The organism is Streptomyces sp. NRRL F-2580, from assembly GCF_000720115.1.
Classification (GTDB): domain Bacteria; phylum Actinomycetota; class Actinomycetes; order Streptomycetales; family Streptomycetaceae; genus Streptomyces.
Map to the genome: position 1 here is coordinate 21,164 of NZ_JOIR01000014.1, position 26,619 is coordinate 47,782.

Below are 26,619 nucleotides of genomic sequence, written 5' to 3' on the forward strand. Positions count from 1 at the left end.
TATGCTCCCCGCCGTGACACCACCAGGCACCCAGCACGCCCACACCGCCGTACGCCGGCTTCTCGACCTTCTGGCCGAGGGAGCGCCCGCCGAGGACTACGCCCGTCCCGCCGCCGAGGCCCGGGACGCCGGCGCCCCGGCGGGCGAGCTGGCCGACATCGCCGAGGCCACCGACGTGGCCCTGCGGATCCGGCGGACCCTCGGTCAGCACCGCCGGCGCGAGGCCGAACTGACGGCGTTGTTCGACACGGCGAGCGACCTGGCCGCGTTGCGCGATCTGGATGCGGTGCTCCGGGCGATCGTCCACCGGGCCAAGCTGCTGCTCGGCACCGACGTCACCTATCTCTCCCTCAACGACGAAGCCGCGGGCGATACGTACATGAGGGTCACGGACGGCTCGGTCGCCGCCGCGTTCCAGCAGGTGAGGCTCGGCATGGGCGAGGGGCTCGGCGGCCTGGTGGCCCAGACCGCCCGTCCGTACGCCACGGGCGACTACCAGGCCGACTCCCGCTTCCACCACACATCCGCCATCGACGGCGCGGTCGGGCAGGAGGGGCTGCGGGCGATCCTCGGCGTGCCCCTGCGCGTCGGCGCGCGGATCATCGGCGTGCTGTACGCGGCGGACCGCGCTCCCCGGCAGTTCTCCCCGGAGGAGGTGGCGCTGCTGTCCTCGCTGGCCGACCACGCGGCCATCGCGATCGACGGCGCCCGGCTGCTGGAGGAGACCCGGGCCGCCCTGGCCGATCTCAACTCCGCCTCCGAGACCATCCGGGCGCACAGCGAGGACGTGCGCCGGGCGGAGCGGGCCCACGACCAGCTGACCGACCTCGTCCTGCGCGGTGGCGGAGCCGACGAGGTGGCCGCCGCCATCGCCGCCATCCTGGACGGCGCCCTCGTCATCCACGACGCCCACGGAGCCGAGCTGGCCCGTGCCGGAGCCGGGCCCGTGCCCCCGCCCGCCCGGGCCGTGGAGGCCTCCCGGGCCAGCGGCCGGGCCGTCCCGCAGGACGGGACCTGGGTGTGCGCGGTGCTGGCCGGACCGGAACTGCTCGGCAGCCTCGCCCTGACCGGCCGCACGGCCCTGTCGGACACCGACCGGCTGCTGTTCGAGCGCGCGAGCGTCGTCACCGCGCTGCTGCTGTTGCTGCGCCGGTCCGTGGCGGAGACCGAGGACCGGGTGCGCGGAGAGCTCCTCACCGACCTCCTCGCCCTGACCACGGACCCGGGCGCCCTGGCGGCCAGGGCCCGGCGCCTGGGCGTGGACCTGTCCCGGCCGCACTGCGTCTTCGTCATGCACGGCGACGTGGCCTCACGCCACCGCCTCCTCGCGGCGGCCGCCCGCAGCGGTCCGGCGCGGGGCGCTCTCGCCGGGATCCACCACGACCACGTGGTGCTCGTCGCGCCGGTCGGGGCGCCCGGGCCGACCGCCAAGGCGCTGGCGGCGGAGCTGGGTCAGGCCGTGGGCTCCCCGGTCACCGTCGGCGCCGCGGGCCCGACCACGGGGCCGGCGGGGCTGTCCGCCGCGCACGATGAGGCGCACCGCTGCCTGTCCGCGCTGCGCGCCCTGGGCCACAGCGGGCGGGGCGGGGCCTTGTCCGAGCTCGGTTTCGTCGGCGTACTCCTCGGCGATCAGGCCGATCTGGTCGGGTACGTACGGAACACGCTCGGTCCGCTGCTCGACTACGACGACCGGCGCGGCACGGACCTGGTCCACACCCTGGACGCGTACTTCGCGCAGGGCACGAGCCTGACCAGGACGAGGGCGGCGCTGCACGTCCACGTCAACACCGTCGTGCAGCGCCTGGACCGGATCGGCCGGCTCCTCGGCGAGGACTGGAACTCCCCGGCTCGCACCCTGGAGATACAGCTCGCGCTGCGACTGCACCGCCTCACGCACGGGCTCTGAAGCAGCTACGGGATGTCGTCCGGGCCGGGCCGGGACCCAATCAGGCGGGCCGGCCCGTCAGGAGGCACCGCATCTCGGAATCTCGGACTCAGGTCACTAGGACCGACACGCACTGAGAACGCCGTACGCGCCATGCGTACGACGTTCGCACGTGCGCTAGGGTGGCGGTATGCCAGCCGACGAGAAGCAGCAGAGTCCCGGCGCGCCCGCCGCCTCCCCGGTCCCCTCCGTCTGGACCCGCCCGCGCCGCAAGGAGCAGCAGCCGGCGCTCAGCCGGGACCAGATCGTCGTGGCGGCCGTGCGCATGCTGGACGCCGACGGCATCGCGGCGCTGAGCATGCGCAAGCTGGGCACCGGGATGGGCGCCGCCGCCACCTCGCTCTACCGGCACGTGGCCAACAAGGACGAGCTCATCGAGCTGGTCGTGGACGAGGTCTACGGCGAGCTGGAGGTTTCCGAGATCACCGAACCCGGGGCGTGGCGCGAGGCCCTCGCGAGCAGCGGTCACAGCCTGCGCGACATGGTCCTGCGCCACCCCTGGGTGGCCTCCGTCCTCGGCCAGGTCGGGCTGGCGCACCTCGGCCCGAACCTGATGCGCCTGTCGGAGCGGATGCTGCGGCTGGCCCGGGCGGCGGGCTTTCCCCCGGGCGAGGCGGAGCTCGCGATGAAGGCCGTCATCTCCTACGTCATCGGCGCCACCACGAGCGAGGCCTCCTACCTCTCCCTCCTCGCCCGCAGCGGGAAGAGCGAGGCGGAGTGGCTGGAGTCGCTGCTGCCCGCGGCCCAGGAGGGCTTGGAGGAGCGCCCGCTGACGCATGACCACGCCGCGGCGAAGCACGGCACGGACCCGGCGCGGATGCGCGAGGAGAACTTCGACTACGGCCTCCAGCGGGTCCTGGACGGTCTGGAGGTCCGGCTCAGCCGCGGCTGAGACCACCCTCGGGCAGGCGCAGTTCGCGACCCTCCCCCAGCGGGGCGAAGAACCGCTCCACCTCCGCGCCGGACACGTCCGCCAGATCGGCCGGCGACCAGCGCGGCCGGCGGTCCTTGTCGACGACCTGGGCCCGGATGCCCTCGACCAGGTCGGGCGAGCGCAGGGCGTGGCAGGACACGCGGAACTCCTGGGCGAGCACCGGCTCCAGGGAGCCGAGCGCCGCGGCCCGGCGCAGCGAGGCGAGGGTGACCTTGAGCGCGGTCGGGGACTTGGCCAGGATCGCCTCGGCGGCCTCCTTGGCGGCGGCCACGCCCTGGGCGAGCAGCCGGTCCACGATCTCCTCGACGGTGTCCGCCGCGTAGCAGCGGTCGATCCAGGCGCGCCGCTCGGCGAGTTCGCCGGGCGGCGGCGCCTCGCCGTACCGGGGCAGCACCTCGTGCGCGGGGGCCGTCGCGAGGGCCGCGGTCAGCTCCGGCAGGCGGTCGGCCGGTACGAAGTGGTCGGCGAGCCCGCACAGAAGCGCGTCGGCGGCGCCCGCGGCGGCCGCCGTGAGCGCGAGGTGGGTGCCGAGCTCACCGGGGGCCCGCGACAGCAGCTGGGTGCCGCCGACGTCGGGGACGAAGCCGATGCCGGTCTCGGGCATGGCGACGCGGGAGCGTTCGGTGACGACGCGGACGGAGCCGTGGGCCGAGACGCCGACGCCGCCGCCCATCACGATGCCGTCCATGAGGGCCACGTACGGCTTGGGGTAGCGGGCGATCCGGGCGTTGAGCCGGTATTCGTCACGCCAGAAGTCCGCCGAGGCCGTGCCGCCGGCCTTGGCGTCGTCGTGGATGGCCCGGATGTCCCCGCCCGCGCACAACCCGCGCTCCCCGGCCCCGCGGATCAGGACCTGGTGGACGGCGGGGTCCTCCGCCCACGCGGCGAGCGCCTCGTCGATCCGCAACACCATGCGGTGGGTGAGGGAATTGAGGGCCCTGGGGCGGTTGAGGGTGACCACCCCGGTCCGGCCCTCGACGTGGAGCAGGACCGTGCTGTCGGTGCTGCCGGAGTTCCCGGCGGTGTCGTCTTCGCTCTTCACAACGATCAGTATGTCCGGGCGGCTTCCTGAGCGGCCGCGTCACGCACCAGCTGGTGGCGGACTACTGGCCGACGGCCGACGCCCACCCGGAGGCCGGCGCACCCGAGGTCGAATTCGCCGGGATCCGGCGGTCCATGCCGGAGCACCCGGTGCGGATCGGCCGCGGCAAACCGATCTTCCCGCCCGTCCACGTCAGCCGCGGGGGCGGGCCCGGTGGGCCCGCCAGGCGGCCAGGGCTTCGGCGCGGGCTCCGTCGGGATACCGGGCGTGCCAGTCGCGCAGGAACCGGTTGAACTCGAACTGGGCGTCGACCTCCCGGGGTTCGGCCGCCTGAGCGCGGGTGGCGTGCCAGTGGGCGACGGCCTCGGCGAGGGTGCGCCCCGCCTGCCGGGCGACGTACTCCCGCATGAAGGCGTCGAAGTGGAAGGCGGGACCGATCTCCCGCACGAAGTACTCCCGCAGCACCTGGCTGCACCGCTGCCCCTGCGGGATCACGGTCGAACCGTCCACGGGAGCGGCGAGCTGGCGTCCGGCACGGCGGGGCGCGGGGGCCGCCGGTGCGGGGAGACCGTCGAGCGCGGCGGCGATCCGGGCCGTGACGGCGGTCTTGCCGCCCCCGGCGGCCAGGCCCATCCGGCGCGCCAGCGCACTCAGTTCGGCCAGCGTCCAGTACCAGCGCAGCAGTTCCGCCCCGGTCAGCGCCACCGTCAGGGCCGGCCGGGACTCCCCTGCATTCGTACTCATGTTCCCATCGTAAGGGCGGGGGGCGGGTGGCGAACACGGCGGCGAATCCAGGGGTCCCACCCTCAGGTTCCCCTCGATGTCGCTTATCTTCAGACATGTCCAGTCCACTCGCCCCGACGGAGGCCCCATGACCGACGACCCGAACCGCCTCACCCTCGGCGGGGACACGGCCCTGGTCCTCATCGACCTCCAGACGGGCATCCTGGGCATGCCCATCGCCCGGCCCGCCCCCGAGATCCTCGCGAAGGGCATCGCGCTGGCCGGGGCGTTCCGCGCCCGCCGGCTGCCCGTGGTCCTGGTCAAGGTGGCCTGGTCCCCCGACGGCGGCGATATGCCCACCTCCAACGTGGACCGCCCGGGTCCGGCCGCCGCCCCGCCCCCGGCGTTCTCCGAGATCCCCGCGGAGCTCGCGGCCCTCGGCGACGCGGTCGTCACCAAACGGCACTGGGGCGCCTTCACCGGTACCGAACTCGACCTCCAGCTGCGCCGCCGCGGCATCCACCGCATCGTGCTGGCCGGCATCTCCACCAGCGCCGGGGTCGAGTCCACCGCCCGTACGGCGTGGGAGCTCAGCTACGACCTGGTCTTCGCGGAGGACGCCACCGCCGACACCGACCCCGACTCCCACGCCCACACCTTCGGCAAGATCTTCCCCCGCATCGGCAAGGTCAGCAGCACCGACGAGGTCATCGCGGCCCTGCGGTCCCCTTCATAGCCACGGTCAGCCGAAGGTGACGCGCACGCCGCCGATCGGGCGCCGAGTCCGGAGAGGGTTCACCCGTAACCGGGAGGACTCCCGTGGGTTAGCAGCGCGGAAGACGAGGGAGTCCGCATGGCACAGCAGCACACGAAGTCCCTGCGGCTGCGCCTCCGGTACCGGTTCGACCATCTGGTGGCAGGGGGGACCGCCGCGCTCATCGGCTGGCTCGCCCTGGCCTGCCTCGCCGTCGTGATCCCGGCGAGCACGGTGCTCGTCTGGGCCGACCGCGGCGCTCCGTCGACCCTCTCCGGCCGGCTCACGGCCGTGTGGGTCAGCGTCGGGCAGACACTCAAGATCGGCGGCGCGGTCGGCTCCCCCGTCTACGTGCTGGCCTCGGTGACGCTCGCCCTGGTCGCGTTGCTGTTCGTGTCGACGCTGGTCAGTCTGATCACCACCGGCATCAACCGGCGGATCATGGCGCTGCGCCGCGGGCACTCCACCGTGCTGGAGGCGGGGCACACCGTCGTCCTCGGCTGGTCCGATCAGATCTTCCCGGTGATCGGGGAGCTGGTGGCCGCCAACGCCAACCAGCGCAGGTCGGCCATCGCCGTCCTGGCCCCGATGGACAAGGTGGAGATGGAGGACGAGATCGCCACCTCCGTCACGAGGACCGGTACGACGAGGATCATCTGCCGCAGCGGCCGCACCACGGATCCCACGGTGCTGGCCCGGGTGAGCCCGCAGACCGCGAAGGCCGTGCTCGTCCTGCCGCCCGCCGGGGAGACGGGCGACGCCCACGTGGTGAAGACCCTGCTCGCCCTCGACGCGGCGGTCCCCGGACCTGGTGACGCGGTGGTGGTCGCCGCCGTCCGTGACACCCGCAACCACCTCACCGCCCGGCTGGCGGCGGGGCCCGGCGGGCGCGTCCTGTGCGTCGACGACATCATCGCGCGGCTCCTCGTACAGACCGCCCGCCAGCCCGGACTCTCGCTCGTCTACCAGGAGTTACTGGAATTCGCGGGCGACGAGTTCTACACCGCTGCCGCCGGGGGTCTCGCCGGACGCACCTTCGGCGAGACCCTGCTGGCGTTCACCACGTCCTCGGTGGTGGGCCTGCTGCGCGGTGACGGCGGCGTCGTCCTCAACCCGGACTCCGGTACGGCGATCGCCGCGGGCGACCGGATCGTCCTCATCTCCGAGGACGACCACACGGCCGTGCCGCAGGACGCGGCCGCCTGCGTCGAGGAGGACGCGATCGTGACGGCCCGCCCGAGGGCCCCGCTGCCCGAACGCCTGCTCCTCCTGGGCTGGAACCGGCGCGCCCCGCTCGTCCTGGAACAGCTCGACCAGTTCGTGAGCCCCGGCACCACCCTGGACGTGGTGGCCCTCAACGGCGAAACGACCCTGCACACCAGCCCCGAGGCCGCCGAGGTGCGCAGCCGCCTCGAAGTGTCCTTCCACGCCGGGGACATCACCGATCCCCAGGTCCTGGCGAAGCTGGACGTGCCGTCGTACGACAGCGTGATCGTCATCGGCGAGCCGGCGCCCGGGACGGAAGCGGCCACCGACACCGACACCGGGACGGACGACCGCACGCTGGTCACGCTGCTGCACCTGCGCGCGATCGGTGAGGCCGCACAGAGGGAACTCTCCCTCACCACCGAGATGTCGGACGACGGCAACCGACTGCTGGCCCCCGCCCGGGAGGGCGCCGACTTCATCGTCAGCGGCCGGCTCATCAGTCTCCTCATGACCCAGATCTCGGAGAGCCGCTACCTGGCCGATGTGTTCGAGGAGCTCTTCAGGGCGGAGGGGAACGAGCTCCACCTGAAGCCGGTCTCCGACTACGTCCGCACCGGCCGCGAGGTGGCGTTCGCCACCCTCGTCGAGTCGGCACGCCGCCGCGGTGAATGCGCGGTCGGCTACCGGCTGCGCGCCCGGTCCGCCACGGGCCCCGACTTCGGGGTGCGGCTCAATCCCGACAAGCGCGAGCGGGTCCGCTTCGGCGAGCACGACTGGCTGATCGTGCTCGCCGACAGCTGAGCGCCGCCGGCGGTGCCGGGCCGAGCGGTGCCGAGGGGGCCGAGGAGGCCGAGGGGGTTCTCCGCACGGCCGATCAGGGGGCCGAGTGGACTTCCAAGGCGGTCCGGACCGCGGATTCCAGGGCTCCTTCGATCCACGCCGGCTTGATGGAGGTGTGGCAGCCCGCGAAGTGCAGGTTCCCCTCGGCCTTGCGGACGTGGGGGAAGAGCTCGGTGTGCTGCCCGGGCAGCAGGACGGAGGCCTCGCCGTACGCGTACGGGTCGCGCATCCAGGACTGGGTGCGTCCGACGCCGGTGTAGAACACCTCGATCCGCTGCCCGAACACCTCCTGGACGCCGGCGAGCGCCCTCGGGTAGCGCTCCGCGTCGTCCAGGGAGTCCCACTTCAGGGCGTCGTCCGACCAGCTGTAGGAGGCGAGGACCACACCGCCCGGGCTGCCCTCGACGGGGTAGGAGGGCTGGAACATGAACCGGTTGGGGTTGTCGGTGGCCGAACCGCCGCCGATGACGTGGGCCGCCTCGGGCTGGTCGCGGGTGACGGCGCGGCAGGCGGCGTAGTGGGCGCGCTGGGCTTCGGAGATGTGGCCCTTGGGTACGGAGGGGTGGGCGCCCAGCAGGATCCCGTCGGCCGGGGTCCGCCCGACCTGGTAGTTCCGGTACAGACCGGGCTTCACGGCCTCCAGTTCGCGCTTCCAGTCGGCCTCGTCGAACTCCCACCACCGGCGGCTGAACTCCAGCAGCACCTTGGTGGCGGCGTCGTAGTGCAGTTCGGTGATCGCGCGCCGCTTGCCGTAGGAGAGGGCGGGGGCGATCGGGATGTGCCGCAGTCCGGAGAAGGGGACGGTGACGATGGCGGTGTCCCCGGTGAAGCTCTCGCGCCGCACGGCGCCGTCGCGGCCCTCGGAGACGGTGTCGACGGTGACCTTGCCCTCCCCGTGCGTGATCCGGGTGGCACGGCGGTCCAGCCGCACGACGTCCTCGACCCGGGCGTAGAGCGCGTCGGCCAAGGTGGCGGTGCCGCCGGGCAGTTCGAAGAAGGCGGTGTCGGGGCTGATCAGCGAGGCCCCGATGAAGCTGTGGATGAAGGCGAGGTGCAGCCGGGAGGTGAGGTTCTCGACGGTGCCGATCAGGTCGATCGTGCGCTCGTCGAGCCCCGCTTCCTCGGTCAGGTAGCGGTACATCGACATGTGCCCGTAGCGCTGGATGACGTGGGCCCAGCCCTCGACGAGCGCCTTGTCCTTCTTGCCCTCGATCTCCTTGCGCACGGGGGCGAAGGCATCGCGCACGATCTGGGCGGCGGGCAGGGACTCGTAGGCCGCGGGGACGCCGAAGGAGCGGTTGAGGGCCTGTGGGCTGCGCGCGTAGTCGGCGCGGCGGACCCGGATGCCGTTGACGAAGATCCACGTACGGTAGGCGGGGCGGCCGGAGCCGTCGACGTCGACCAGGTGGAAGCGCCGGCGCTTCAGGCCGAGGCTGTCGATCAGCCCGGTGACCAGCGGGTGGCTGTCGGGGATGCGCATGGCGCCGGCCTCGGCGTACTGCTTGGGGTCGGCGAAGGCGGCGTCGGACTTCTCGTGCCCGCCGGTGCGGAAGGTCTTGATCCGGCCGCCCACGCGGTTGCCGTTGGCCTCGATGACGGTGACCTGGTGGCCGGCCTCGCGCAGCAGGTGGGCGGCGGTGAGCCCGGCCGGCCCGGCGCCCACGATCAGCACCTTCTTGCGGCTGCGGGACCGGGGCAGGCCGGTCTTCAGGAGGACGTCCGCGTAACGGGGCACCAGGGGCTGGTCGTCCTCGTCCCGTACGAGGATCGCCCGGGCGATGGTCAGGCAGGTGTCCCAGTCGGGGCGCGCGGAGCCGGAGGGGGCGTTCGGGGTCCCGGCGTTCGCGGCGGCGACCGACAGCGCGCCGGCGCCCGCGACGGCGGCGGCTCCCGCGATGACGGTACGGCGGGAGGGGCGCCGGGCGGACGCGGGCGCGGACGGCGCGGACGCGCGTGCGCCGGTGCCGGGCGTGGGGTCGTCCGCGGGGTCGGGCGTGGGGGAAGAGTCCATGATCATGGGTCAACTCTCGTGGCCCGTCCCGTGCCCGGACGCCGAAAGCGGCCCGGGCGGGAAATGATCACTCGGACGTGCAGGGCGGTCAACCCCGCGCTGACGAACGGGGTTTCGTGCCGGGAACGGCGGCTCGGGACCGGTCAGCGGATCCCGCGCACCCGCTGGCTCGTGAGTTCGTACCGGGCCCCGACGACGGAGAGCCTCCCGGCCGCGACCCTGGCCGCCAGCTCGGGTTCGGCCCCCGGCCGCGACCGCACCAGGCGCACGTTCGCGGTGATCGCCGCGTCGATCCGGGCCGCTCCCCGGAGCGTACGGTCGATCGCGGGCTGCGGACGCCCTGCCGCACATACGGCGTCGCTTCCCGCATCGATCTCCACAACGCCTCCCACGTGGACATATGCCACCTCCTGGCATGCGCCGCCCGGCCTCCGACGGCCCGCACGCCGCGTCGCCCCGTCCATCGCGGGTACGCGAGAGCTGACCGAAAGGAGGCGAACGCTCCCGTGAGCATCAGCGGCAGGACCCCACAGCCCGTACGACCGATACCCAGGGACCGGCCCGACCAACAGGCCCGCAATTCGGACCCGCTGGACATCGACACCATGACTCGACACGCCCAGGACCGACCCGAGGACGGTCGGAGCACCGAAGCGGCGCGCCAGACCATGCGCTGATGTCCACCACTGATCACCACAACCGTCCGGGCCGCTACGGGCGCCGACGTCTGCGGCGGGCGGGGACCAGGGTGGCGGATATCCGCTTCCGTCGCACCGAGCTCAGGTGTCCACCGGTGGGGTCCCTTACCTCCTGCACCACGTGTCGGTGGCGGGATCGTACTGGACCAGCCCCCGTGCCTCGAACGCGCGCAACCATCCTTGCATCGGCCAGTTGCCCCACCGCTCCTTGTAGAGCGCGCCGTTGCGGAGGATGTCGTCGATGTGCTGGACCGGAGGGTGGTCGGTCGGATGGTGCTGGTGGTAGGCGGGGGCCCCGCCCACCCACCACAGGTCCACGTCGCGTTGGGCTGCGGTGGAAGCGAAGTCGGTGTCCTCGCCCCCGTAGCCGGTGTACGTCTCGTGGAAGCCGCCGATGCGCTTCCAGGTGCCGGCCGTGAGGGCGAACGACAACGACCAAAAGAGCTGGTGATCACCCCCGCGCAGAACCTCGCCGTCGGCAGGCGCCGGGCGGGCGGCGTGTGGCGGGGCCAGGTCGGCGAGCCCGTCGAGGGCGTAGCCGCCCGGGGGCGATGGCGGCAGGTAGACGACGGTGCCGCACAGCAGGACGTCGTCCTGGGCGACGCGTTCATAGCCGTCCAGGAGGGTGGGGCCGGGGATGCAGTCCGCGTCGAGGAAGACCAGCAGGTCCGCGCCGGCGGCGAGTGCTCGGGCTGCGCCGGCGTTGCGGGCAGCGGCCAGCGGCAGACGCCCGTCTTCCAGGAGGAGCATGATGACGTCCGCGGCCGGTTCCCGCCCCGCGGTGAGGTTCTCGATCGCCGGATCGGCCATGGACACGATCACATAGTGATCGGCTGGGCGGGCGCTTCGGGCAAGGCCGTCCTGCTGCATGAGCAAGTGCGGGTGCCTGCCCGCAGCGAGCGAGATCACCGCGGTGCGCACGCGAGCCGCCCGGGTGTTCTGAGAGCGAGCCCGGTCAGCAGGCACGCCGCCTGCTGGGCGCCGTCGCCGAGTGACCAGAGCTCCCAACGATCCTGCCGGGCCGCGGCCTCCGTCAGTAGGCCGGGCCATTCGTGCGGCTCGGGCCACGCGTCCCGTACGGTCGCCAGTTCCGCTCGTCGCAGCGCCCGGCCGGTGGCGTGTTGCTCTCCGTGGGGCCGGTCCTGGGGGATGACGATGGTGGGGACACGGGCGGCGGCGCACTCCGCGATGGCATTCTGTCCCGCGTGGGTGACGACCACGTCTGCTCGGCACAGCACCGGCCAGGGGTCTTCGATCCAGTCGGCTCCGGGTCCGCCGAGGAGGGTCCACGTCCAGCCCGGGGTGGCCCGGGCCGCTTCCCGGAGCTGTGCGCTGCTGAGGTCCGTGCCGCCGCCGCCCAGCATCACCACCACTTCCCTGCCGGAGGCATCGCAGCGGCTGCCGGGGGCGGGACGGGGACGGCCGTCGTAGCGGGAGATGCTTCCGGTGTGCAGGGTCTTGGCCTGCCAGTGAGGCGGCCAGCCCGGCTCGGGGCAGGACTGCGGCCAGGGCGCGAGGAGGGCGTCCGCGAGGTCGTAGGCGAGACGGTGGGCTTGGTCCCTCCGGTCGCCGCGCATGGCTGCCACGACGACCGGGGTCCCCATGAGGCGGGCCAGTGTGGCGGCCTCGACGGAAACGTCACTGACGAACAGCCGGGGCTCCTCCCGGCGGATCCACTCGGCGATGATCCCCATCCGCTCGCGGTGGCCCGCATGGTGGAGCGGCACCCAGTGCAACCGGCCCCCGGCCGTGGGGTCGGTGGGAGCGTCGACGGAGTCCGCGGGCAGAACGATCCACGGCCTTGTCCAGCTCGTGGGGCGGAGCAACGAGGACAGGACGGTGACCGGGCCCCGGATGTGGGCGGCGATGGCCAGGGCACGGTGCAGGTGGCCGCGTCCCTGGTGGTGGACGTAGTAGCCGATCACCGCATGACCTCTTCGTACAGGGCGGTGTAGGCGTCAGCCGTACGGTCGAGGGAGCAGAACCGTTCCGCCCGCCGGCGGGCGGCCCGCCTGTCGAGGCCCATGGCCACAGGGATGAGTCGCGCCAGGGCCTCCACGTCGCCGGCAGGAGCCAGTACACCGCAGTCCGCGGTGAGGATCTCCGCGAGGGCGCCCCTGTCGAATCCGCACACCGGTGTGCCACAGGCCAACGCCTCGGCCACCACCAGGCCGTACGGTTCGTCCCAGCTGGGCGTCACGAGCGCGGCTCCGGCCGCCCCCAGCAGCTCCACGAGCCGACGCCGGTCCAGATGGCCGACGTACTGCGCGTCGTCCCCGAGCAGGGGCTCGACCTGTTCCTCGAAGTACGGCCGGTCGGCGACCGGCCCCGCCAGTTTCAAGGGCACGCCGGAGGTCCGGGCGGCCTGGATCGCCAGATGGGGCCCCTTCTCGGGGACCAGGCGGCCTGACCACACCAGGCCGTCTCCGCCTGGACCCGGGCGCCAGAAGTCGGTGTCGATCCCGTTGTGCACGACACGCGCGGCGGGCACGGTGGCCCTCCACGCGGAGGCGGTGAATTCGCTGACGGCGGTGAAGGTCACCGGACAGGCCTCATGGGTCTGGATGGCGGACTCCAGCCACGGGGTGGGCGGGGTGTGGAGGGTGGTGATGACCGGCACGCGCAGGGCCGACGCCATCGCAACGGGGAGGTAGTGCAGGCTGTTGTTGTGCACGACGTCGAACCGGTGCTCACCGTGCCGCGCCAGGTCCAGCATCAGTCGGAGATACGCGTGGTGTTCCTGCATCCAAGTACTGCTGGGCATGCTGCTGTCCGAACGGGCTTCGGCGCTCAGTATCACCGTGCGCACGGGCAGCTCCCGCGCTCCGAGCGCCGGGTCGGAACCGGGTGCGGCGAACAGTTGGACGCGGTGACCACGGCGGTTGAGCGCGTGCGCGAGTGCCCAGGTGTGCGCTTCAAGGCCTCCTGCGAACGGCTCTGCGATCGGAAAACGCGCGGACGCGATGAGGGCGATCCGGAGGCTGCTGCTCACTGCAGGACGCTCGCGTACAGAGCGCGGTGGGCGGCGGCGAGTTCCGCCCGCTCCCGGGCGCGGTGCGTCGTCGTGGCCCGGGGCGCCGGCCGTTCCTCGTAAGCCGTCCGCACCGCCTCGCGCAGCGATTCCTCGTCCAGACCCCCTTGCTGGCTGTGTCCGTACGTCAGGCACGGGCGCTGCTCGGCATAGAAGCCGCAGTCGGGGGCGGCGACAGCGGTGCCCAGGTCGTGGCACGCCTCGAGCCAGCCGGAGTGGGTGCCGAAGAGGTACGGCAGCACCGACAGGTCCAGCGAGGCAAGGTACTCCCAGAGCTGCCCGTCGTCGAAGTAGTCGTGCACCGTGAGTTTGAGGAGGCCACGGTCCGCGAGTTCCTCCAGCGCCTGCATCACGTGCGGCGCGTGACCCGGAGCTGCGGGATCGGCCACCTCACGGTGGATGTTGACCAGCAGTTCGGCGTCAGGGAGTTCGCCGACCACGTCCGCGAGGACCCTTACGACGGGAAGGACGGACATGTTGGGGCGCAGGCTCTTGGCGTGCACTCCGACCCGGAACCGGTCGCTGGGGGGCCTGGCCCGGCCCAGGAGGGGCAGGTCCACCACGTGCGGATGGGGCAGGACGGTCGCCGTCCGATTCCAGCGGCTGCGGATGCTCTGGGCTGCTCCCGGCGTCAGGGTGATCAGCTGGTCGGCGGCGGGAACGACGACGTCGAGCGCGGCAGCGTGGGCGGCGGGATCCGGCTGGTGAGGGTTGCGCAGGTCATGCACGGTGTAGACCAGGGGCTTGCCATGCCGCTTCAGGGTGTCGACGAGGTCCGTGAGCTGCGCGGGGCTCTGCGCATCGAACCCGAAGTGCAGGTGGAAGACGTCGAAGTCCTCGTGGTGAGCACTCACCCACCGCGGGTCCAGCATGACCGGCGGCCACCATCGCTGCGACGTGCTGGGCGCGCCGTTGGGCCGAGGGTCCTTCAGACGCCTGACTCCGTCGGATACCGGCGCGGAGCAGTGCCGGACGTAGACGTGGCCCGCAGGCACCGAGGCGATTCGGATCTCGTGAGCTCGGGCGTCCGGCAGCGGATGTGCAGCCACGTCTGCTCCTCGGGTCGAACGGGCGGCGCAGGACGGAGCGTCCTGGCCGGTTCATTCTGTGCAACACGGGCCGGCCCCGCACCAGGAGCAGCCGAGGCCGGCCGGGCCGGGATGACGGTCCGCCCGGAGCGGACGGGCGGAGAAGATGTCGCGTCAGTCGTCCGCCAGCCGGGTGAGGAACCGCTCCGCGTAGTGGCCTGTGGCCCACCGCGATCCGTGCGCCTCGACGTCCGTGCTGCGCAGCACGTCGAGAACTGTCGACCCGTGCATGAGGACCAGCAACGCCCGATCCGTCAAGGGCACATGGGCAAGGAACTCCCGGACCCGCGTTTCGGCGTCCCCGGCGCCCGGTTCCGTCCTCGCGGCCCTTCCGGTGGGAGCCAGCGCACAGAGCGATGCGAGCACCGCGGCCGCCGGGTCGGACCGGCTGGAGCCGACGAACAGCAGGACGGTCCCGCTCTGGAAAAGAAACCCGTCGACCGCGTCCGCGTCCCGCAGCTCGATGAGGGTCATGCCGCCATGGTGGGGGCCGCTGCCGACGTTCCCGCGCCGGCGCGGCCGCTGTCGACGCCGTCACCCCGCAACGGAGTACGTCGCCGGAGGATCAGTCCTCGCGGAGCAACCTGAGGCTCGTGTCGACCGCATCCGGTACGGCCCGGCCCGCCTCGACACCCGGACCGCAGGTAGTGCGGGACGTCGCACGTCATGCATTCCCCAGGCGCCACCGCGGGGGCCCGAGGCTACGCGGAGCACGGGGCGGCATGTCAGCCGCGATCGCGGGCGGCCTCGTCCGCACGGCCGCCGGCGCCCAGCATGCCGGTGGCCTCGAAGGGAGCCGAGCGGGCGAGCCTCGGCAGCTCGGTCAGCGCGACACGGGTCACGACCGGCGGGAGGAAGGCCCGCACCGGCTGGACGGCCCGCAGCCAGGCGGGCACGTAGACGGAGGCCCTGCGGCGTTCGACGGCGGTGGCGAGACGCGCGGCCACGTAGTCGGCCGGGTAGACCTTGCGGGCGGGCCGGGGCATGTGGGCGCGAAGTTCGTGCAGGACCGCGTACTGGTCGGCGTCGCGGGTCATGTCGGTGTCGATCCAGTTGATGTAGGCGATGCCGACCCCGACTCCCTCGGGGGCGAGTTCGGCGCGCAGGGCGTGGGCGAAGGACTCGGCTCCTGCCTTGGAGGCGCAGTAGGCGCTCATGAGCGGCGCAGTGCCCATGGCGGCCAGCGAGGTGATCTGGAGGTAGTGGCCGCCCGTGGTGAGCAGCGCGGGGAGGAAGGAGCGGGCGGTCACGGCGCTGCCGATGAGGTTGACCTCGATGACGCGCCGCCACGTGGCCGGGTCGGAGTCGGCAAAGGGTCCGCCCTCGGCGACACCGGCGTTGGCGATCACCACGGAGGCGGGCCCGAGCCGGGCGGCCACGCGCGCCGCCGTGTCTGCCATCGCCGCGTCGTCGGTGACGTCGGCCTCCCACCAGGCGGCTTCGTGCTGCAGCGAACCGGCGACGCGGGCCAGCCGCTCCGGTTCCAGTCCCAGCAAGGCCACCGTCGCACCCCGTCGGTCGAGTTCCCGGGCCATGGCGGCTCCCAGGCCGCGCGCGGCGCCGGTCACCACGGCAACGCGGCCGTTCAGCGGCTTCCGCTGTGTCTCGTGTGCCATGCGTCCTCCCGGGTTGTGCGGCGCGCAGCTGCCCAGGGATCGGCCGGACCCTTGAGCAGCCGGGGCGCGTACCGGTGTCACTCCCTGTGGCTACCCCGGGAAGCTCCGCGGACACCTGCGAGGCCGCGCCGGGCCGCCAGCGGCGGAGCAGGATCGTACCTACGCTGGAAGTGGTTCTCCCCCTGGCGGAGAAGCGGGGGCCAGGAGCGCGACGTCGGAGAGGCGAGTACAGCCATGGCCAAGCAGCCGAAACCGTCCCAGCCGCGGCATGGAGAAGGGCCCAGCCCGCACCAGGGCACAGAGCAGCACGGCTGGTCGCCCGATGTCGACGCGACCCGTCAGCAGGACAACCCGAGCGCGCACCGCTCGTTCCATGCCGAGGAATACGCCCCCAAGAAGGGCCGCGGCCGCATGGTGTCCAAAGAAGAGGAGGGCAATCCGCACGGCAGGCCCGTGAAGAGCACGAGCGACCGCGGCGAGGAGCAGAGCAAGGGCGGACACCAGGACGGCATGCACGACACCGGCCCCAAGGGCCGATCCCGGCGCCCCAGCGGCACCCGGGACGCGTCGGCCGTCACCGGCGTCGACCCGCAGGACCCCCCTGGGAAAAGCCCGGCGCACTGACCACGCGGCCGCCGACCACCGGCGCCGGCGTACGGACCAGGTCGCTTCGTCATTCGGGCTAATCGCGCCACGCCTCCGTCTGGCACCGGATCGTCGGGGTACACGCCTGCGGGGCGGCAGCAGCCGCCTCCAGGCGGACCGACGATGAGGAAACGCTGTGGACGGGATCGTGCTGCTCAAGGAAGACCACAAGACGGTCGAGAAGCTCTTCAAGCGGTTCGAGAAGGCGGACGAGTCCGCGCACACCGAAAAGCGTGAGATCGCCGACCAGGTGATCGCGGAACTCACCACCCACACCTGGATCGAGGAGAAGATCTTCTACCCCGCTGCCCGGGAAGCCGCCCCGGACGCCAAGGACCACGTCCTGGAGAGCGTCGAGGAGCACCACGTCGTGCTGTGGATGCTGTCCGAGCTCAAGGGCCTCGACCCGGCGGACGAGCGCTTCGACGCCAAGATGTCCGTCCTGATGGAGAACGTGCGCCACCACGTCGAGGAGGAGGAAAAGGAGTGGTTCCCGGACGTCCGCAAGGCCATGGGCCGCAACCGCCTCAAGGAGCTGGGCGAGGAGATGGAAGCGGCCAAGAAGACGGCTCCGGACGAACCCCTCGCCGTCCCCAGCGCCGACCGGTAGACGTCACCGATCCCCCTCGTCCACCCGCCAGCCCGTCCGTGCCCCCGAGGCAGGAGAGATCCCCATGGCCGTTCGTCACCAGCTGATCCGCAGCTCCCCGCACGAGGTGTGGGCCGTCCTGGCCGACCCGGCCCGGTACGGGGAGTGGGTCGTGGGCCCCTCGGAGTCCACCCCCCTCGACGCGCACTGGCCCACCGTCGGATCGCGCCTGCGCTACACGGTGCGACTGGGCCCCTGGACGGTGGAGAGCGTGACCACCGTCCGCCACAACGAGCCCGGCAGGGAACTGGAGCTGGAGGCCCTGGCCAAGGGACTGGGCACCGCGCGGATCTTCCTCCAGCTCCGGCCCTGGGGCGAGGAAACGCTCGTGGTCTGCGACGAACACCCCCTGCGCGGCATCGGCGGCGCCCTGCACAACTCCGCGAGCGAGGCACTGCTGCAGATCCGCCACCGGGGCATGCTCGCCCGGCTGGCCAAGGTCGTGGAACGAGAACGCCCCGGAGCGCACCGTGCCTGATGCGGTGGTGATCGGCGCCGGCCCCAACGGCCTGGTGGCCGCGAACCTGCTGGTCGACGCGGGCTGGAGCGTCGAGGTCCTGGAGGCCCAGCCCGAGCCGGGCGGCGCCGTACGCAGCGACCGCGGCGTGCACCCCGACTACGTCTCGGACGTCTTCAGCGCCTTCTACCCCCTGGCCGCCGCCTCCCCCGTCCTCGCCGGACTCGACCTGGCCGCCCAGGGACTGCGGTGGAGTCACGCCCCGCGCGTCCTCGCCCACCCCCTCAGGGACGGCCGGTGCGCCGTTCTGGAGCGCCGGGTGGAGGAGACCTCGGCCGGGCTGGCCGGGTTCGCACCAGCCGACGGCGACGCCTGGCGGGCCCTGTACGACGCTTGGACCCGCATCGGGCCGGACCTGGTGAAGGCGCTGTTCACGCCGTTCCCGCCGGTACGGTCCGGGCTCCACCTCGCGGCGAAACTCCGCACCGCGGGAGGGCTGCGCCTCGCCCGGAAGCTGGCCCTGCCCGTGCGCCGCCTCGGCGAGGAGGAGTTCGCCGGGGACGGCGGCCGGCTGCTGCTGGCCGGCAACGCCCTGCACGCCGACCTGGCGCCCGAGGCCGCCGGGAGCGGGGGCTTCGGCTGGCTGATGTCGATGCTCGGCCAGAGCCACGGCTTCCCGGTCCCCGTCGGCGGCGCCGGCGCCCTCACCGAAGCCCTCGTGCGACGGCTGCGCAGCCGCGGCGGCGTCCTGCGCTGCGGGGAACGCGTCGCATCCGTCGTCGTCCGGGGCGGCGCCGCCGTTGGGGTCAGGACGGCGGGCGGGGAAACCGTCGGCGCGCGCCGGGCCGTGCTCGCCGACACATCGGCGCCGGCCCTGTACCGGGAGCTCGTCGGCGAGGAGCACCTGCCCGCCCGGCTCGTGCAGGACCTGGAACGCTTCCAGTGGGACTTCGCCACGTTCAAGGTCGACTGGGCACTGACCGGCCCGGTGCCCTGGACGGCGCCCCAGGCCTCCGGGGCGGGTACGGTCCACGTGGCCGACGGTGTCGACGGTCTGACCCGGTTCGCGGCCCAGATCGCCGTGGGACACGTCCCCGACGAGCCGTTCGCCCTGTTCGGCCAGATGACCACCGCGGACCCCAGCCGCTCGCCCACAGGCACCGAATCCGCCTGGGCCTACACCCACCTCCCGCAGCGCGTCGTCTCCGACGCGGGCCCCGACCGCATCACCGGCCGCTGGGACACCCGGGAGCAGGAGGCCATGGCCGACCGGGTCGAAGCGCAGGTGGAACGGTACGCACCGGGGTTCCGCGCGCTGATCGGGGCCCGCCGGATCCTGGCCCCCACCACCCTCCAGGCCCTGGACGAAAACCTGCACAACGGCGCCATCAACAACGGCACCACCGCCCTGCACCAACAGGCGGTCTTCCGCCCGACCCCCGGCACCGGCCGGCCCGAGACCCCCGTCCGGGGGCTCTACCTCGCCTCCGCAGCCGCCCATCCCGGCGGCGGCGTGCACGGCGCGCCGGGCGCGAACGCCGCCCGCGCGGCCCTGCGCGCGCACGGTCTGCGAACGCTCCTCCACCGCGCCCAGCGCGTCTGACAGAGCCGCCGCGGCCGGGGGTGCTCAGGCCGCCGGGCCGCCGGCTCCCCACCCGGGACCAGGCCGACCAGCGCCGGCAGCCCGCCTTCGGGCAGGGCCCGGCGTGACGGTCGGCAGGGGTCCCCTCCCGCGGGAGCCGTTGAACGAGTGCGCTCACCTCGCGCAGGTCACCCGTCTCCAGCACCGGAGTGATGCGTTGCATGAGGGTGCACAGCGCGTCGCCGCCGGAGCGCGGCCGGCCGTCCGGGTCGAGCAGCGTGCGGTCCAACCGTAGGGGGCCGCGTCGTCCATCCCGCCGGCGCGTCAGGCCGTCGCCGCGCTCTCGGCCCCGGCCCGCCGCGGCGGCCTGACGCGCCCGGGCGGCTCCGGCCACTCCCCCGCTCGACGCCCTTGGGGGCCGTCGGCCGTCCGCTTCGGCCGCGGCACCGCAAGGGGCGCCGGCGCGCCTATGGAGTCGGCTTCTTGCCGTGCCCCTGGCCGTGCCCGCCCCGGCCGTCCCGCTCGCCGCGCTCGGCCGTGCGGCGCTGGGCGTCGGTGTTGGGGCTCAGTGCGTCACCGGCCTCGCCGTCCTCGTTCCCGGGGGCGATGGCGTCCTCCGCTTCGCGGCGAGCCGCGCGGTCGCCGCTCTCCCCGGGCGCCTCGGAGGGTGGGGTCGGCTTGCGGTGTTCTTTCTCTGCCACGGTGATCCCTTTCGTTCGGGGTGTTCCTGTCGCGTTCGGTGCGCGCGGGCTGCCAAAGCCCCGCGCCGGACGCCGACACACGCGTACCCCGTGATCGGCACCGGCACGCGGTGGGGCCACCGACTGCTCCGCGTTTCCCCGCACCGTGCCACCCGCACGGCGCAGTCACCGGGACGGGGCCGCTGCAGGGACGCCGGCGATCGGCCGCCGACTACGCCTCCTACTGGTGTCGGCACTCGTCCATGGTCCGTGTCCTGTCTGCCCTGCCCAACGCGGACGCCGCTCTGGCGCCCGCCACGCCGGGCCGGACGCTAACGCGCCGCCCTGAGGACGAATCCGCTGTGCGGGCGGGTGGGGATTTTGGACAGCGGAATCGTCAGGTCCTGGTCGGGGACCTCGTAGTCAAGGCCGGCGAGCTGCGTGACGATGGTGGCCAGCACGGAGACGGTGACGTCCTCGCCGGGGCAGCGGTGGCCCCGGGCGGGGTCGCCTCCTCCCTGCGGAACGAGCTCGTCGGCGCCGGGTTCCCGGCCGACGAAGCGCTCCGGGTCGAAGCGGTACGGGGCGTCCCACAGGCGGGAGTCGTGGTTGTGGCCGTACAGGTCGAGCAGGACCAAGGTGTCCTTCGCGATGGTCTCGCCCCGCCAGGTCAGGTCGGTGGCGGCGATGCCGCCGACGAAGGGCGCGAAGGGGTAGAAGCGCCGCACCTCGTGGGCGAACGCCCGCGCGTACCGGCTGTCCGCGTCCTTGCGGAGCCCCTCCCTGTGGGCCGGCCAGCGGTGCAGGGCGTGGGCGGCGAAGGCGGCGAACCATGCGACGGCGACGGTGGGCCGGATGATGTTCAGCAGCTCGACGGCCGCCGTGTGCGGGTCGAGCAGCTGGCCGTCGGCGTCGCGGTGCCAGGCCACGACCTCCAGGGCGGTGCCGTTGTCGCTCACCAATTCCCCGCCCTCGCGGGTGGCGCGGACCAGGGCGGCGAGTGCCTCCTCCTGGCGTCGGCGGGCAGTGCGGGCGCGCCAGTGCCGGGGTCCCGGGGTGGCGAAGCCGTCGACCATGGCGGTGCAGTCCTCGCCCATCTGGCGGTCGGCCTCGTCGGACAGTTCGACGCCCGTCCACGCGCAGACGGCGCGGGCCAGGATCACCGCCACCTCGTCGAAGAGCACGACGTACCGGCCGTCCTCCCACTCGGTCGCGGCCTTGGACCACTGCTGGGCCACGTGCTCGGCCAGCGTGGCGACCCCCGCGGCGTCCTTGAGGAGTGCGAGGAACATGGCCTTGCGGACGCGGTGGTCGTCGCCGTCCAGGGTGTGCACGGCGCCCCGGCCGAAAAGGGTGTCGAGCACGGGTCCGGGCACGGCTGCGGTGCGCTTGACGTGTTCGTCGTAGAAGAAGCCGATGGCCTCCGGGCCGCGCAGGGCGATCACCGGGCGCCCCATCAGCCTGGTGCGCACCGGCTCGCCGTCCGTGGCGCGCATCCGGTCGGGCAGCCACGCGTAGCCGCGGGCGAGGAGGGAGAGAGTGCTGTCGGTCCAGGGGGCGGAAGCCGTCTTGAGTAGGGGCATACCGGTCGGCTACCCGCCCGTCCCGCCCGCACACCCGGCCCCCAGCCGACCCACCCCGTTGGCGGAGCGGCTCGTACGGGGCTTCGCCGGACGCGTGAGGCTCCGGCCGGTTCCCCGGTCAGAGGGCCTCGGCACCGCAGCCTGATCCGGCACCGGGCCGGCACCAGTTCAGGACGGCACCGGTCCGGGCCGGCACCGGTTCAGGTGGATCACAGTCGTGCAACCCACTCGTTCGGCTCCCCGCGTCACCGCCCTGGGCGGGAGCCGCCGCGCCGAGCATGCCTGCACGCACACCCGATGGCGCGGCGAGACGCCGTCAACGCAGTGCCCGGGGCCCAGTGCCCGGGGCCGTCAAGGAGTGAAGAGGATCTTGACGGCGCCGTCCCGCTTCTTCTGGAACATGTCGTACGCGTCCGGAGCCTCCTCCAGCGGCAGCCGGTGGGTGGCGAAGTCGTCCACACCCAGCGGGTCGCCGTCGATGAGGAGGGGCAAAATGTCGTCGACCCACCGGTGGACGTTGGCCTGGCCCATCCGCAGCTGGATCTGCTTGTCGAACATGGTCAGCAGGGGCAGCGGATCGGCCGCGCCGCCGTACACACCGGATACGGACACCGTGCCGCCCCGGCGGACGAGGTCGATGGCCGTGTGGAGCGCGGACAGGCGGTCGACCCCGGCGCGCTTCATCATGGCGGCGGCGAGGGCGTCCGGCAGGAGCGTGGTCATGCCCTGCACGGCGGCGGCGACGCGGCTGCCGTGGGCTTCCATGCCCACCGCGTCGATGACGGCGTCCGGTCCGCGTCCGTCGGTCAGCGACCGCACGGCGTCCACGAGGCCGTCGGGCCCGCATGTGCGCAGGTCCAGGGTGTGAACTCCGCGCCGGCGGGCGCGATCGAGGCGTTCGGGCACCAGGTCGATGCCGATGACCGTGCCGGCGCCCCGATGGGCCGCGATGCGGCAGCTCATGTCCCCGATGGGGCCCAATCCCAGGACCGCGACGCTGCCGCCCGGCGGGACGTCCGCGTACGCCACGGCCTGCCATGCCGTGGGCAGCACGTCGGACAGGTAGACGAAGCGGTCGTCGGCCGGCCCGTCGGGGACCTTGATGGGCAGGGCGTTCCCGAACGGGACGCGCAGGTACTCGGCCTGTCCGCCCGGGACCTGCCCGTAGAGCTTGGTGTACCCGAAGAGCGAGGCTCCGGTGCCATGCTCGTGGACCTGCGTCGTCTCGCACTGCGAGTGCAGGCCCTGCCCGCACATGAAGCAGGCACCGCACGAGACGTTGAACGGGACGACCACCCGGTCGCCCGGCTTGAGTTCCTTTACGTCCGGGCCGGCCTCTTCCACGACGCCCATGGGCTCGTGACCGAGGATGTCGCCCGCTTCGAGGAACGCACCGAGCACCTCGTAGAGGTGCAGGTCGGAGCCGCACAGGCCGGTGGTCGTAATCTTCACGATCACGTCGTCACGGTCCTGGATGACGGGATCGGGAACGGTGTCGACCCGTACGTCCCGCTTACCGTGCCATGTCAATGCCCTCATGATCTCTCCTCGTGGGTTCGTCCTCGGTGGTTCGTCCCCCCGGGAATTGCGTGCTGCCAGGCGCCTGCCCCGGGCGGCGCCGCCGAACCGGGACGGCCCGCGACGTGAGGCCGCCGGGGGTCACGAGCTGGTCAGGATCTGCGGGCAGAGATTCTTGGTCATGGTGTTGGTCCAGCGCATCTGCCGCAGTGTCTGCGGGTGGCAGGAGGCGGCGGGGCGGTGAGCCCCTGGTCGTGGGTGGCCTTGGCGCTCTGGGCGAGCATCTCCCAGTGGAGGGAGTTCCGGGCGGCGGCCACGTGGAGTTCGCGGAGGTCCGTCAGGAGGAGCAGGGCCGGCGGCCGCGGATCCGTCGGCGCGGGGGCCGAGTCCCGGCCGGTGTCGGCGGGGACGCCGTCGAGGGTGAGGCCGTGGGCGGCGCCGCCCACGGCCAGGCGCCGCACGTGTTCGAAGGACCATCCGGCCAGGTCGGTGGCGATGTGGTGCACCTCGTGTTCGGCGCGGTGGCGTCCGGCGACCGCGAGGAGCTCCTGCGCCAGGTCCTCCTCCTACCGGGGTCCCGACGTCCCGCGGGAGCGTGCGGCACTGGTCACCGGCGGACAAGGCGGCGTACCGGATGTCCCGGCCCGACGAGATCGAGGCCACGTACTCCGCGTCAACGCGGCCGCTCCGGGCCCGGTGTGGACGCCGCTCAACCCCATTGACGATGCCGGACCCGTCGGGATCGGGAAGCAGTCTCCGCCGGGTCGCCCGCCCACCCGGCGCGAATGGCCCCCGCGTGCGTCTTCCCGGCGTCCGACGAGGCGCGTTGCGTCCCCGGCAAGATCGTCGACGCCACCGGCGGGACCCCGTTGCCCTGACTGGCGGTCCCCTTGTGGAGCGGTTCGCCGGTGCCGGCGGCCCGGCGGGGTATACGGCGACCCATGGGTGACATCTCGGTGGGCACGTGTTCGTGGACGGATCCGGCGCTGGTCGCCAGCGGCTGGTACCCCGCCCGGCGGCGGGACGCGGAGGGGCGGCTGAGGCACTACGCCGCCCGCTTCCCGGTCGTGGAGGTCGACTCGACCTACTACGGGCTGCCGAGTTCCCGCAACAGCCGGCTGTGGATCGAACGGACCCCACCGGACTTCCGGTTCGACGTCAAGGCGTTCTCACTGCTCACCGGTCAGCCGACCCGGACGGCCGCCCTCCCCGCCGATCTGCGACCGGCAGGGAGCGGCCCCGCCTGGGTGCGGGCCGACGACGGACTCCGCAAGGAAGTGTGGGAGCGCTTCAGCGGGGCGCTCGCGCCCCTCCGCGAGGCCGGACGGCTCGGGACGCTTCTGTTCCAGTTCCCGGCCTCGCTCGCCCCAGGGGCGCGTGCCGAGGCGGCGGTGGAGGAGTGCGCCGAACGGGCGGTCGGCTGGCCGCTGGCCGTGGAGTTGCGCCATCCGGGGTGGTGGGCCGAGGAGCGGCGGACGGCCACCGCCGCCCTCCTGGACCGGCACGGAATGGCGGCCGTGGCCGTCGACACGGCCCAGGAACTGCCCACGTCCGTTCCTCCGGTCGCGTGCGTCACCTCCCCGGACCTCGCCGTGGTGCGTTTCCACGGGCGGAGCCCCGCGTGGGGTTCCAGCGGCCCCGGCGCCAAGGAGGCGAAGTACCGCCACACCTACACCGAGGCGGAGCTGGCCGAGTGGCTGCCGCGGCTGCGGGACATGGCAGAGCGGGCCGCCTCCGTCCACGTGCTGTTCAACAACTGCTGTGCCGACGCGTCCGTACAGGCGGCGGAGACGATGCGGCGGATGCTGGAGGGCGATGCGGCCTTCACCGTGCGTGGGCCTCGAGGTGTTCGGTGAGGGGAATGACCAAGTCGGGGACCTGGTCGGGCAGCCAGTGGCCGGCGCCGTCTTGGTCCTCCAGGCCGACCTCGCCGCCGGCCACTCCTGCTTCGCGAGTCCCCGCGAGGGCCGTCAGCCCGGCCTGACGCCCGACAAACGCATCCAGAGTCTTGTCGATTACCCACAACGACGGTTATCGGATCCCGCCTTCGGCGATTTTCGCAGAGACGACCTAACCGCCCGCCAGCACCGCGGGGGTGGGGCCGTCGGGGCGGACGGTAAGGCCGTACAGGGCCCGGGCGGGGAGCGAACGGAAGTGCGGGACGTGTGCGGGCAGCAGCCGCTCCAGGAGGACGGTCGACTCGCGGAGGGCGAACTGCAGGCCGAGGCAGGCCCGGGGCCCGATGCCGAAGGGGAGGTAGCTCCCCGGGTGGGCGGGGCGTCGGCCGGGGGTGGTGAAGCGCCCCGGATCGAACCGGGCGGGGTCCTCCCACAGTCCGGGGTCCCGGTGCGTGAGGTAGGGGCAGACGATGACGTCGGTTCCGGCCTCGACCTCGTACCCGGCGAGGACGTCGTCCTGCGCTGCGCAGCGCGGCAGGATCCACGCGGAGGGGTAGAAGCGCAGCGTTTCGTTGACGAGCGCCTGGACGGCCCGCCGACGCTCGGGTGACCCTTCGGCGCCCGCGGCGAGGGCCTGTTCCCGCGCCCGCGGGTTCCGGTCCAGCAGGAGGTAGAGCCAGGTCAGGGTGGTGGCGGTGGTCTCGTGACCGGCGACCAGCAGGGTGACCAGCTCGTCGCGGATCAGCCGGTCGGTGTACTCGGGGCGCGTTCCGGCCGCGTCCAGCAGGACGTGCAGGAGGCCGGGGCCGTCGGGTCCGGCCTCGCCCGCGCGGGCGGCTGCGATGGCGCGGCTCGCCACGGCGTCGATCGCGGCCAGCTCGGCGGAGACGGCCTGCCGGGCGGCGGCGCCGTCGGAGGGCAGCTGGGGCAGCGCGGTCACCACGGTGGGTACGGCGGCCAGTTCACGCTCGGTGGCCGGGTCGAGGGGGTGCCCGGTCAGGGAACGCCAGATGGTGTCCAGGGCGAAGCGGCGCATCTCCTCGCCGACGTCGAGGACCTCCCCGCTGCGGGCGTACGCGGCCCAGCGCGCCGCGGTGGTCCGGGCGGCGGTGGCGATCCGCTGCTCGTACCGGCGCATGCCCGGGCCGGTGAACTGCGACTGCAGGAGCTTGCGTTGCCGCTGCCACGCCTCGCCCGTCGCGGCCAGGACCCCGTCGCCGATCAGCAGCCGGGCGCGGTGCGAGCGCTTCACGTACCGGTCCGGGTGCAGCGCGAGTACGTGCTGCACGGCCTGGGCGCCGGTGACCAGCACGGTGGGGCGAGGCCCGAGCCGGAACGCGGCGACCCCGCCGAGCCGTTGGCGGGCCTGGGCGAAGAGGTCGATCAGCTCCCCTCCCCCGTCCCGCCACTCCCCGACGAGGCCGGGATCCAGCTCGGGGACCCGGCGGCCGGCGGAGGACGGACTCGGAAGGGGACCGGGGCGGGCGTGGGTGGCCACGGGCGTGCTCCTGTTCGGTGGCACCGGGTGCGGTCATCACGCACTGTAGGGGAGCCACCGCGCCGGGCGACACCCCGCCTCGGGCCGGGGAGCGGGTCCCACGCGGGGCGGGCGGAGGCCGAGGGAGGCCGAGGGAGGCCGAGGGAGGCCGACGGCCGGGGCAGCCGGCCGTACCGGGGCGCGTCGGCCCGCGCGCGGGCCCGGACCGCCGACCCTCA

The 26,619-nt window shown here is 73.3% G+C and carries 23 protein-coding genes and 1 pseudogene; 9 read left to right on the forward strand and 15 right to left on the reverse strand.

Annotated elements, in window-relative coordinates; all coding sequences use genetic code 11:
- Position 1 precedes the first annotated feature (1 nt).
- Both IF88_RS0117525 and IF88_RS0117530 read left to right on the forward strand, forming a co-directional pair.
- Positions 2-1,906: a helix-turn-helix domain-containing protein gene (locus tag IF88_RS0117525; protein WP_030712512.1), complete on the forward strand. Its 1,905-nt coding sequence runs from the start codon at positions 2-4 to the stop codon at positions 1,904-1,906.
- 169 nt (positions 1,907-2,075) lie between these two features.
- Positions 2,076-2,837, forward strand: coding sequence for a TetR/AcrR family transcriptional regulator (locus tag IF88_RS0117530; RefSeq protein ID WP_030712515.1), 762 nt, complete (start codon positions 2,076-2,078; stop codon positions 2,835-2,837).
- Here IF88_RS0117530 and IF88_RS0117535 read toward each other — a convergent pair.
- Both IF88_RS0117535 and IF88_RS0117540 read right to left on the reverse strand, forming a co-directional pair.
- Positions 2,824-3,921, reverse strand: a complete 1,098-nt coding sequence (locus IF88_RS0117535) for an enoyl-CoA hydratase/isomerase family protein (protein ID WP_030712518.1) — start codon at positions 3,919-3,921, stop codon at positions 2,824-2,826. The two genes, IF88_RS0117530 and IF88_RS0117535, sit on opposite strands and share 14 nt — an antisense overlap.
- A 192-nt stretch (positions 3,922-4,113) precedes the next feature.
- Positions 4,114-4,665: a DUF6434 domain-containing protein gene (locus IF88_RS0117540; RefSeq protein WP_030712520.1), complete on the reverse strand. Its 552-nt coding sequence runs from the start codon at positions 4,663-4,665 to the stop codon at positions 4,114-4,116.
- Positions 4,666-4,792: 127 nt separating this feature from the next.
- Between IF88_RS0117540 and IF88_RS0117545 the strand changes: the two genes are divergently transcribed.
- Positions 4,793-5,380, forward strand: coding sequence for an isochorismatase family protein (locus tag IF88_RS0117545; RefSeq protein ID WP_030712523.1), 588 nt, complete (start codon positions 4,793-4,795; stop codon positions 5,378-5,380).
- Positions 5,381-5,497: 117 nt separating this feature from the next.
- Positions 5,498-7,408, forward strand: a complete 1,911-nt coding sequence (locus IF88_RS0117550) for a CASTOR/POLLUX-related putative ion channel (RefSeq protein WP_030712526.1) — start codon at positions 5,498-5,500, stop codon at positions 7,406-7,408.
- A gap of 73 nt (positions 7,409-7,481) precedes the next feature.
- Here IF88_RS0117550 and IF88_RS0117555 read toward each other — a convergent pair whose 3' ends face one another.
- From IF88_RS0117555 to IF88_RS0117590, 8 genes are all read right to left on the reverse strand, one after another.
- Positions 7,482-9,458: an NAD(P)/FAD-dependent oxidoreductase gene (locus IF88_RS0117555; RefSeq protein WP_078892971.1), complete on the reverse strand. Its 1,977-nt coding sequence runs from the start codon at positions 9,456-9,458 to the stop codon at positions 7,482-7,484.
- A gap of 143 nt (positions 9,459-9,601) precedes the next feature.
- Positions 9,602-9,838, reverse strand: coding sequence for a hypothetical protein (locus tag IF88_RS0117560; RefSeq protein WP_030712532.1), 237 nt, complete (start codon positions 9,836-9,838; stop codon positions 9,602-9,604).
- A 423-nt stretch (positions 9,839-10,261) separates the two neighbouring features.
- Positions 10,262-10,966 carry a glycosyltransferase family 2 protein gene (locus IF88_RS0117565; protein WP_234323585.1) on the reverse strand — a complete coding sequence of 235 codons (705 nt, stop codon included), beginning with the start codon at positions 10,964-10,966 and terminating at the stop codon, positions 10,262-10,264.
- A 95-nt stretch (positions 10,967-11,061) separates the two neighbouring features.
- Positions 11,062-12,081, reverse strand: a complete 1,020-nt coding sequence (locus tag IF88_RS0117570; RefSeq protein WP_030712538.1) for a glycosyltransferase — start codon at positions 12,079-12,081, stop codon at positions 11,062-11,064.
- Positions 12,078-13,148, reverse strand: a complete 1,071-nt coding sequence (locus IF88_RS0117575) for a glycosyltransferase (protein WP_030712540.1) — start codon at positions 13,146-13,148, stop codon at positions 12,078-12,080. The genes IF88_RS0117570 and IF88_RS0117575 overlap by 4 nt, the downstream gene beginning before the upstream one ends.
- Positions 13,145-14,059, reverse strand: a complete 915-nt coding sequence (locus IF88_RS0117580) for a glycosyltransferase family 1 protein (protein ID WP_324617200.1) — start codon at positions 14,057-14,059, stop codon at positions 13,145-13,147. The genes IF88_RS0117575 and IF88_RS0117580 overlap by 4 nt, the downstream gene beginning before the upstream one ends.
- Before the next feature lie 330 nt (positions 14,060-14,389).
- Complete coding sequence (locus IF88_RS0117585; RefSeq protein ID WP_030712546.1) at positions 14,390-14,749, reverse strand: hypothetical protein; 360 nt, start codon at positions 14,747-14,749, stop codon at positions 14,390-14,392.
- Positions 14,750-15,000: 251 nt separating this feature from the next.
- Positions 15,001-15,891, reverse strand: coding sequence for an SDR family oxidoreductase (locus tag IF88_RS0117590; protein ID WP_030712548.1), 891 nt, complete (start codon positions 15,889-15,891; stop codon positions 15,001-15,003).
- 234 nt (positions 15,892-16,125) lie between these two features.
- Between IF88_RS0117590 and IF88_RS0117595 the strand changes: the two genes are divergently transcribed.
- The 4 genes from IF88_RS0117595 (at position 16,126) to IF88_RS0117610 (ending at position 19,245) form a co-directional block, all read left to right on the forward strand.
- The gene (locus IF88_RS0117595; protein WP_030712552.1) at positions 16,126-16,515 is read left to right on the forward strand and encodes a hypothetical protein; all 390 of its coding nucleotides are present in this window, start codon (positions 16,126-16,128) and stop codon (positions 16,513-16,515) included.
- Between the two features lie 157 nt (positions 16,516-16,672).
- Positions 16,673-17,146 carry a hemerythrin domain-containing protein gene (locus IF88_RS0117600; protein ID WP_030712555.1) on the forward strand — a complete coding sequence of 158 codons (474 nt, stop codon included), beginning with the start codon at positions 16,673-16,675 and terminating at the stop codon, positions 17,144-17,146.
- 64 nt (positions 17,147-17,210) lie between these two features.
- Positions 17,211-17,663 carry an SRPBCC family protein gene (locus IF88_RS0117605; RefSeq protein ID WP_030712558.1) on the forward strand — a complete coding sequence of 151 codons (453 nt, stop codon included), beginning with the start codon at positions 17,211-17,213 and terminating at the stop codon, positions 17,661-17,663.
- Complete coding sequence (locus IF88_RS0117610; protein ID WP_030712561.1) at positions 17,656-19,245, forward strand: phytoene desaturase family protein; 1,590 nt, start codon at positions 17,656-17,658, stop codon at positions 19,243-19,245. Before IF88_RS0117605 ends, IF88_RS0117610 begins: the two co-directional genes overlap by 8 nt.
- Before the next feature lie 446 nt (positions 19,246-19,691).
- Here IF88_RS0117610 and IF88_RS0117615 read toward each other — a convergent pair whose 3' ends face one another.
- The 4 genes and pseudogenes from IF88_RS0117615 to IF88_RS40445 form a co-directional block, all read right to left on the reverse strand.
- Positions 19,692-19,925, reverse strand: a complete 234-nt coding sequence (locus IF88_RS0117615) for a hypothetical protein (protein ID WP_030712564.1) — start codon at positions 19,923-19,925, stop codon at positions 19,692-19,694.
- Positions 19,926-20,236: 311 nt separating this feature from the next.
- Positions 20,237-21,487 carry a cytochrome P450 gene (locus IF88_RS0117620; protein WP_030712567.1) on the reverse strand — a complete coding sequence of 417 codons (1,251 nt, stop codon included), beginning with the start codon at positions 21,485-21,487 and terminating at the stop codon, positions 20,237-20,239.
- Between the two features lie 351 nt (positions 21,488-21,838).
- Positions 21,839-23,026, reverse strand: coding sequence for a zinc-dependent alcohol dehydrogenase (locus IF88_RS0117625; RefSeq protein ID WP_030712570.1), 1,188 nt, complete (start codon positions 23,024-23,026; stop codon positions 21,839-21,841).
- 120 nt (positions 23,027-23,146) lie between these two features.
- Positions 23,147-23,562, reverse strand: a pseudogene (locus IF88_RS40445) (hypothetical protein).
- Between the two features lie 384 nt (positions 23,563-23,946).
- Here IF88_RS40445 and IF88_RS0117635 point away from each other — a divergent pair.
- A complete protein-coding gene (locus IF88_RS0117635; RefSeq protein ID WP_051837081.1) occupies positions 23,947-24,861 on the forward strand; it encodes a DUF72 domain-containing protein in 915 nt (304 codons plus the stop codon).
- 214 nt (positions 24,862-25,075) lie between these two features.
- Here the strand turns inward: IF88_RS0117635 and IF88_RS0117645 are convergent, their stop codons facing one another.
- Positions 25,076-26,401, reverse strand: coding sequence for a cytochrome P450 (locus IF88_RS0117645; protein WP_030712576.1), 1,326 nt, complete (start codon positions 26,399-26,401; stop codon positions 25,076-25,078).
- Positions 26,402-26,619 lie beyond the last annotated feature (218 nt).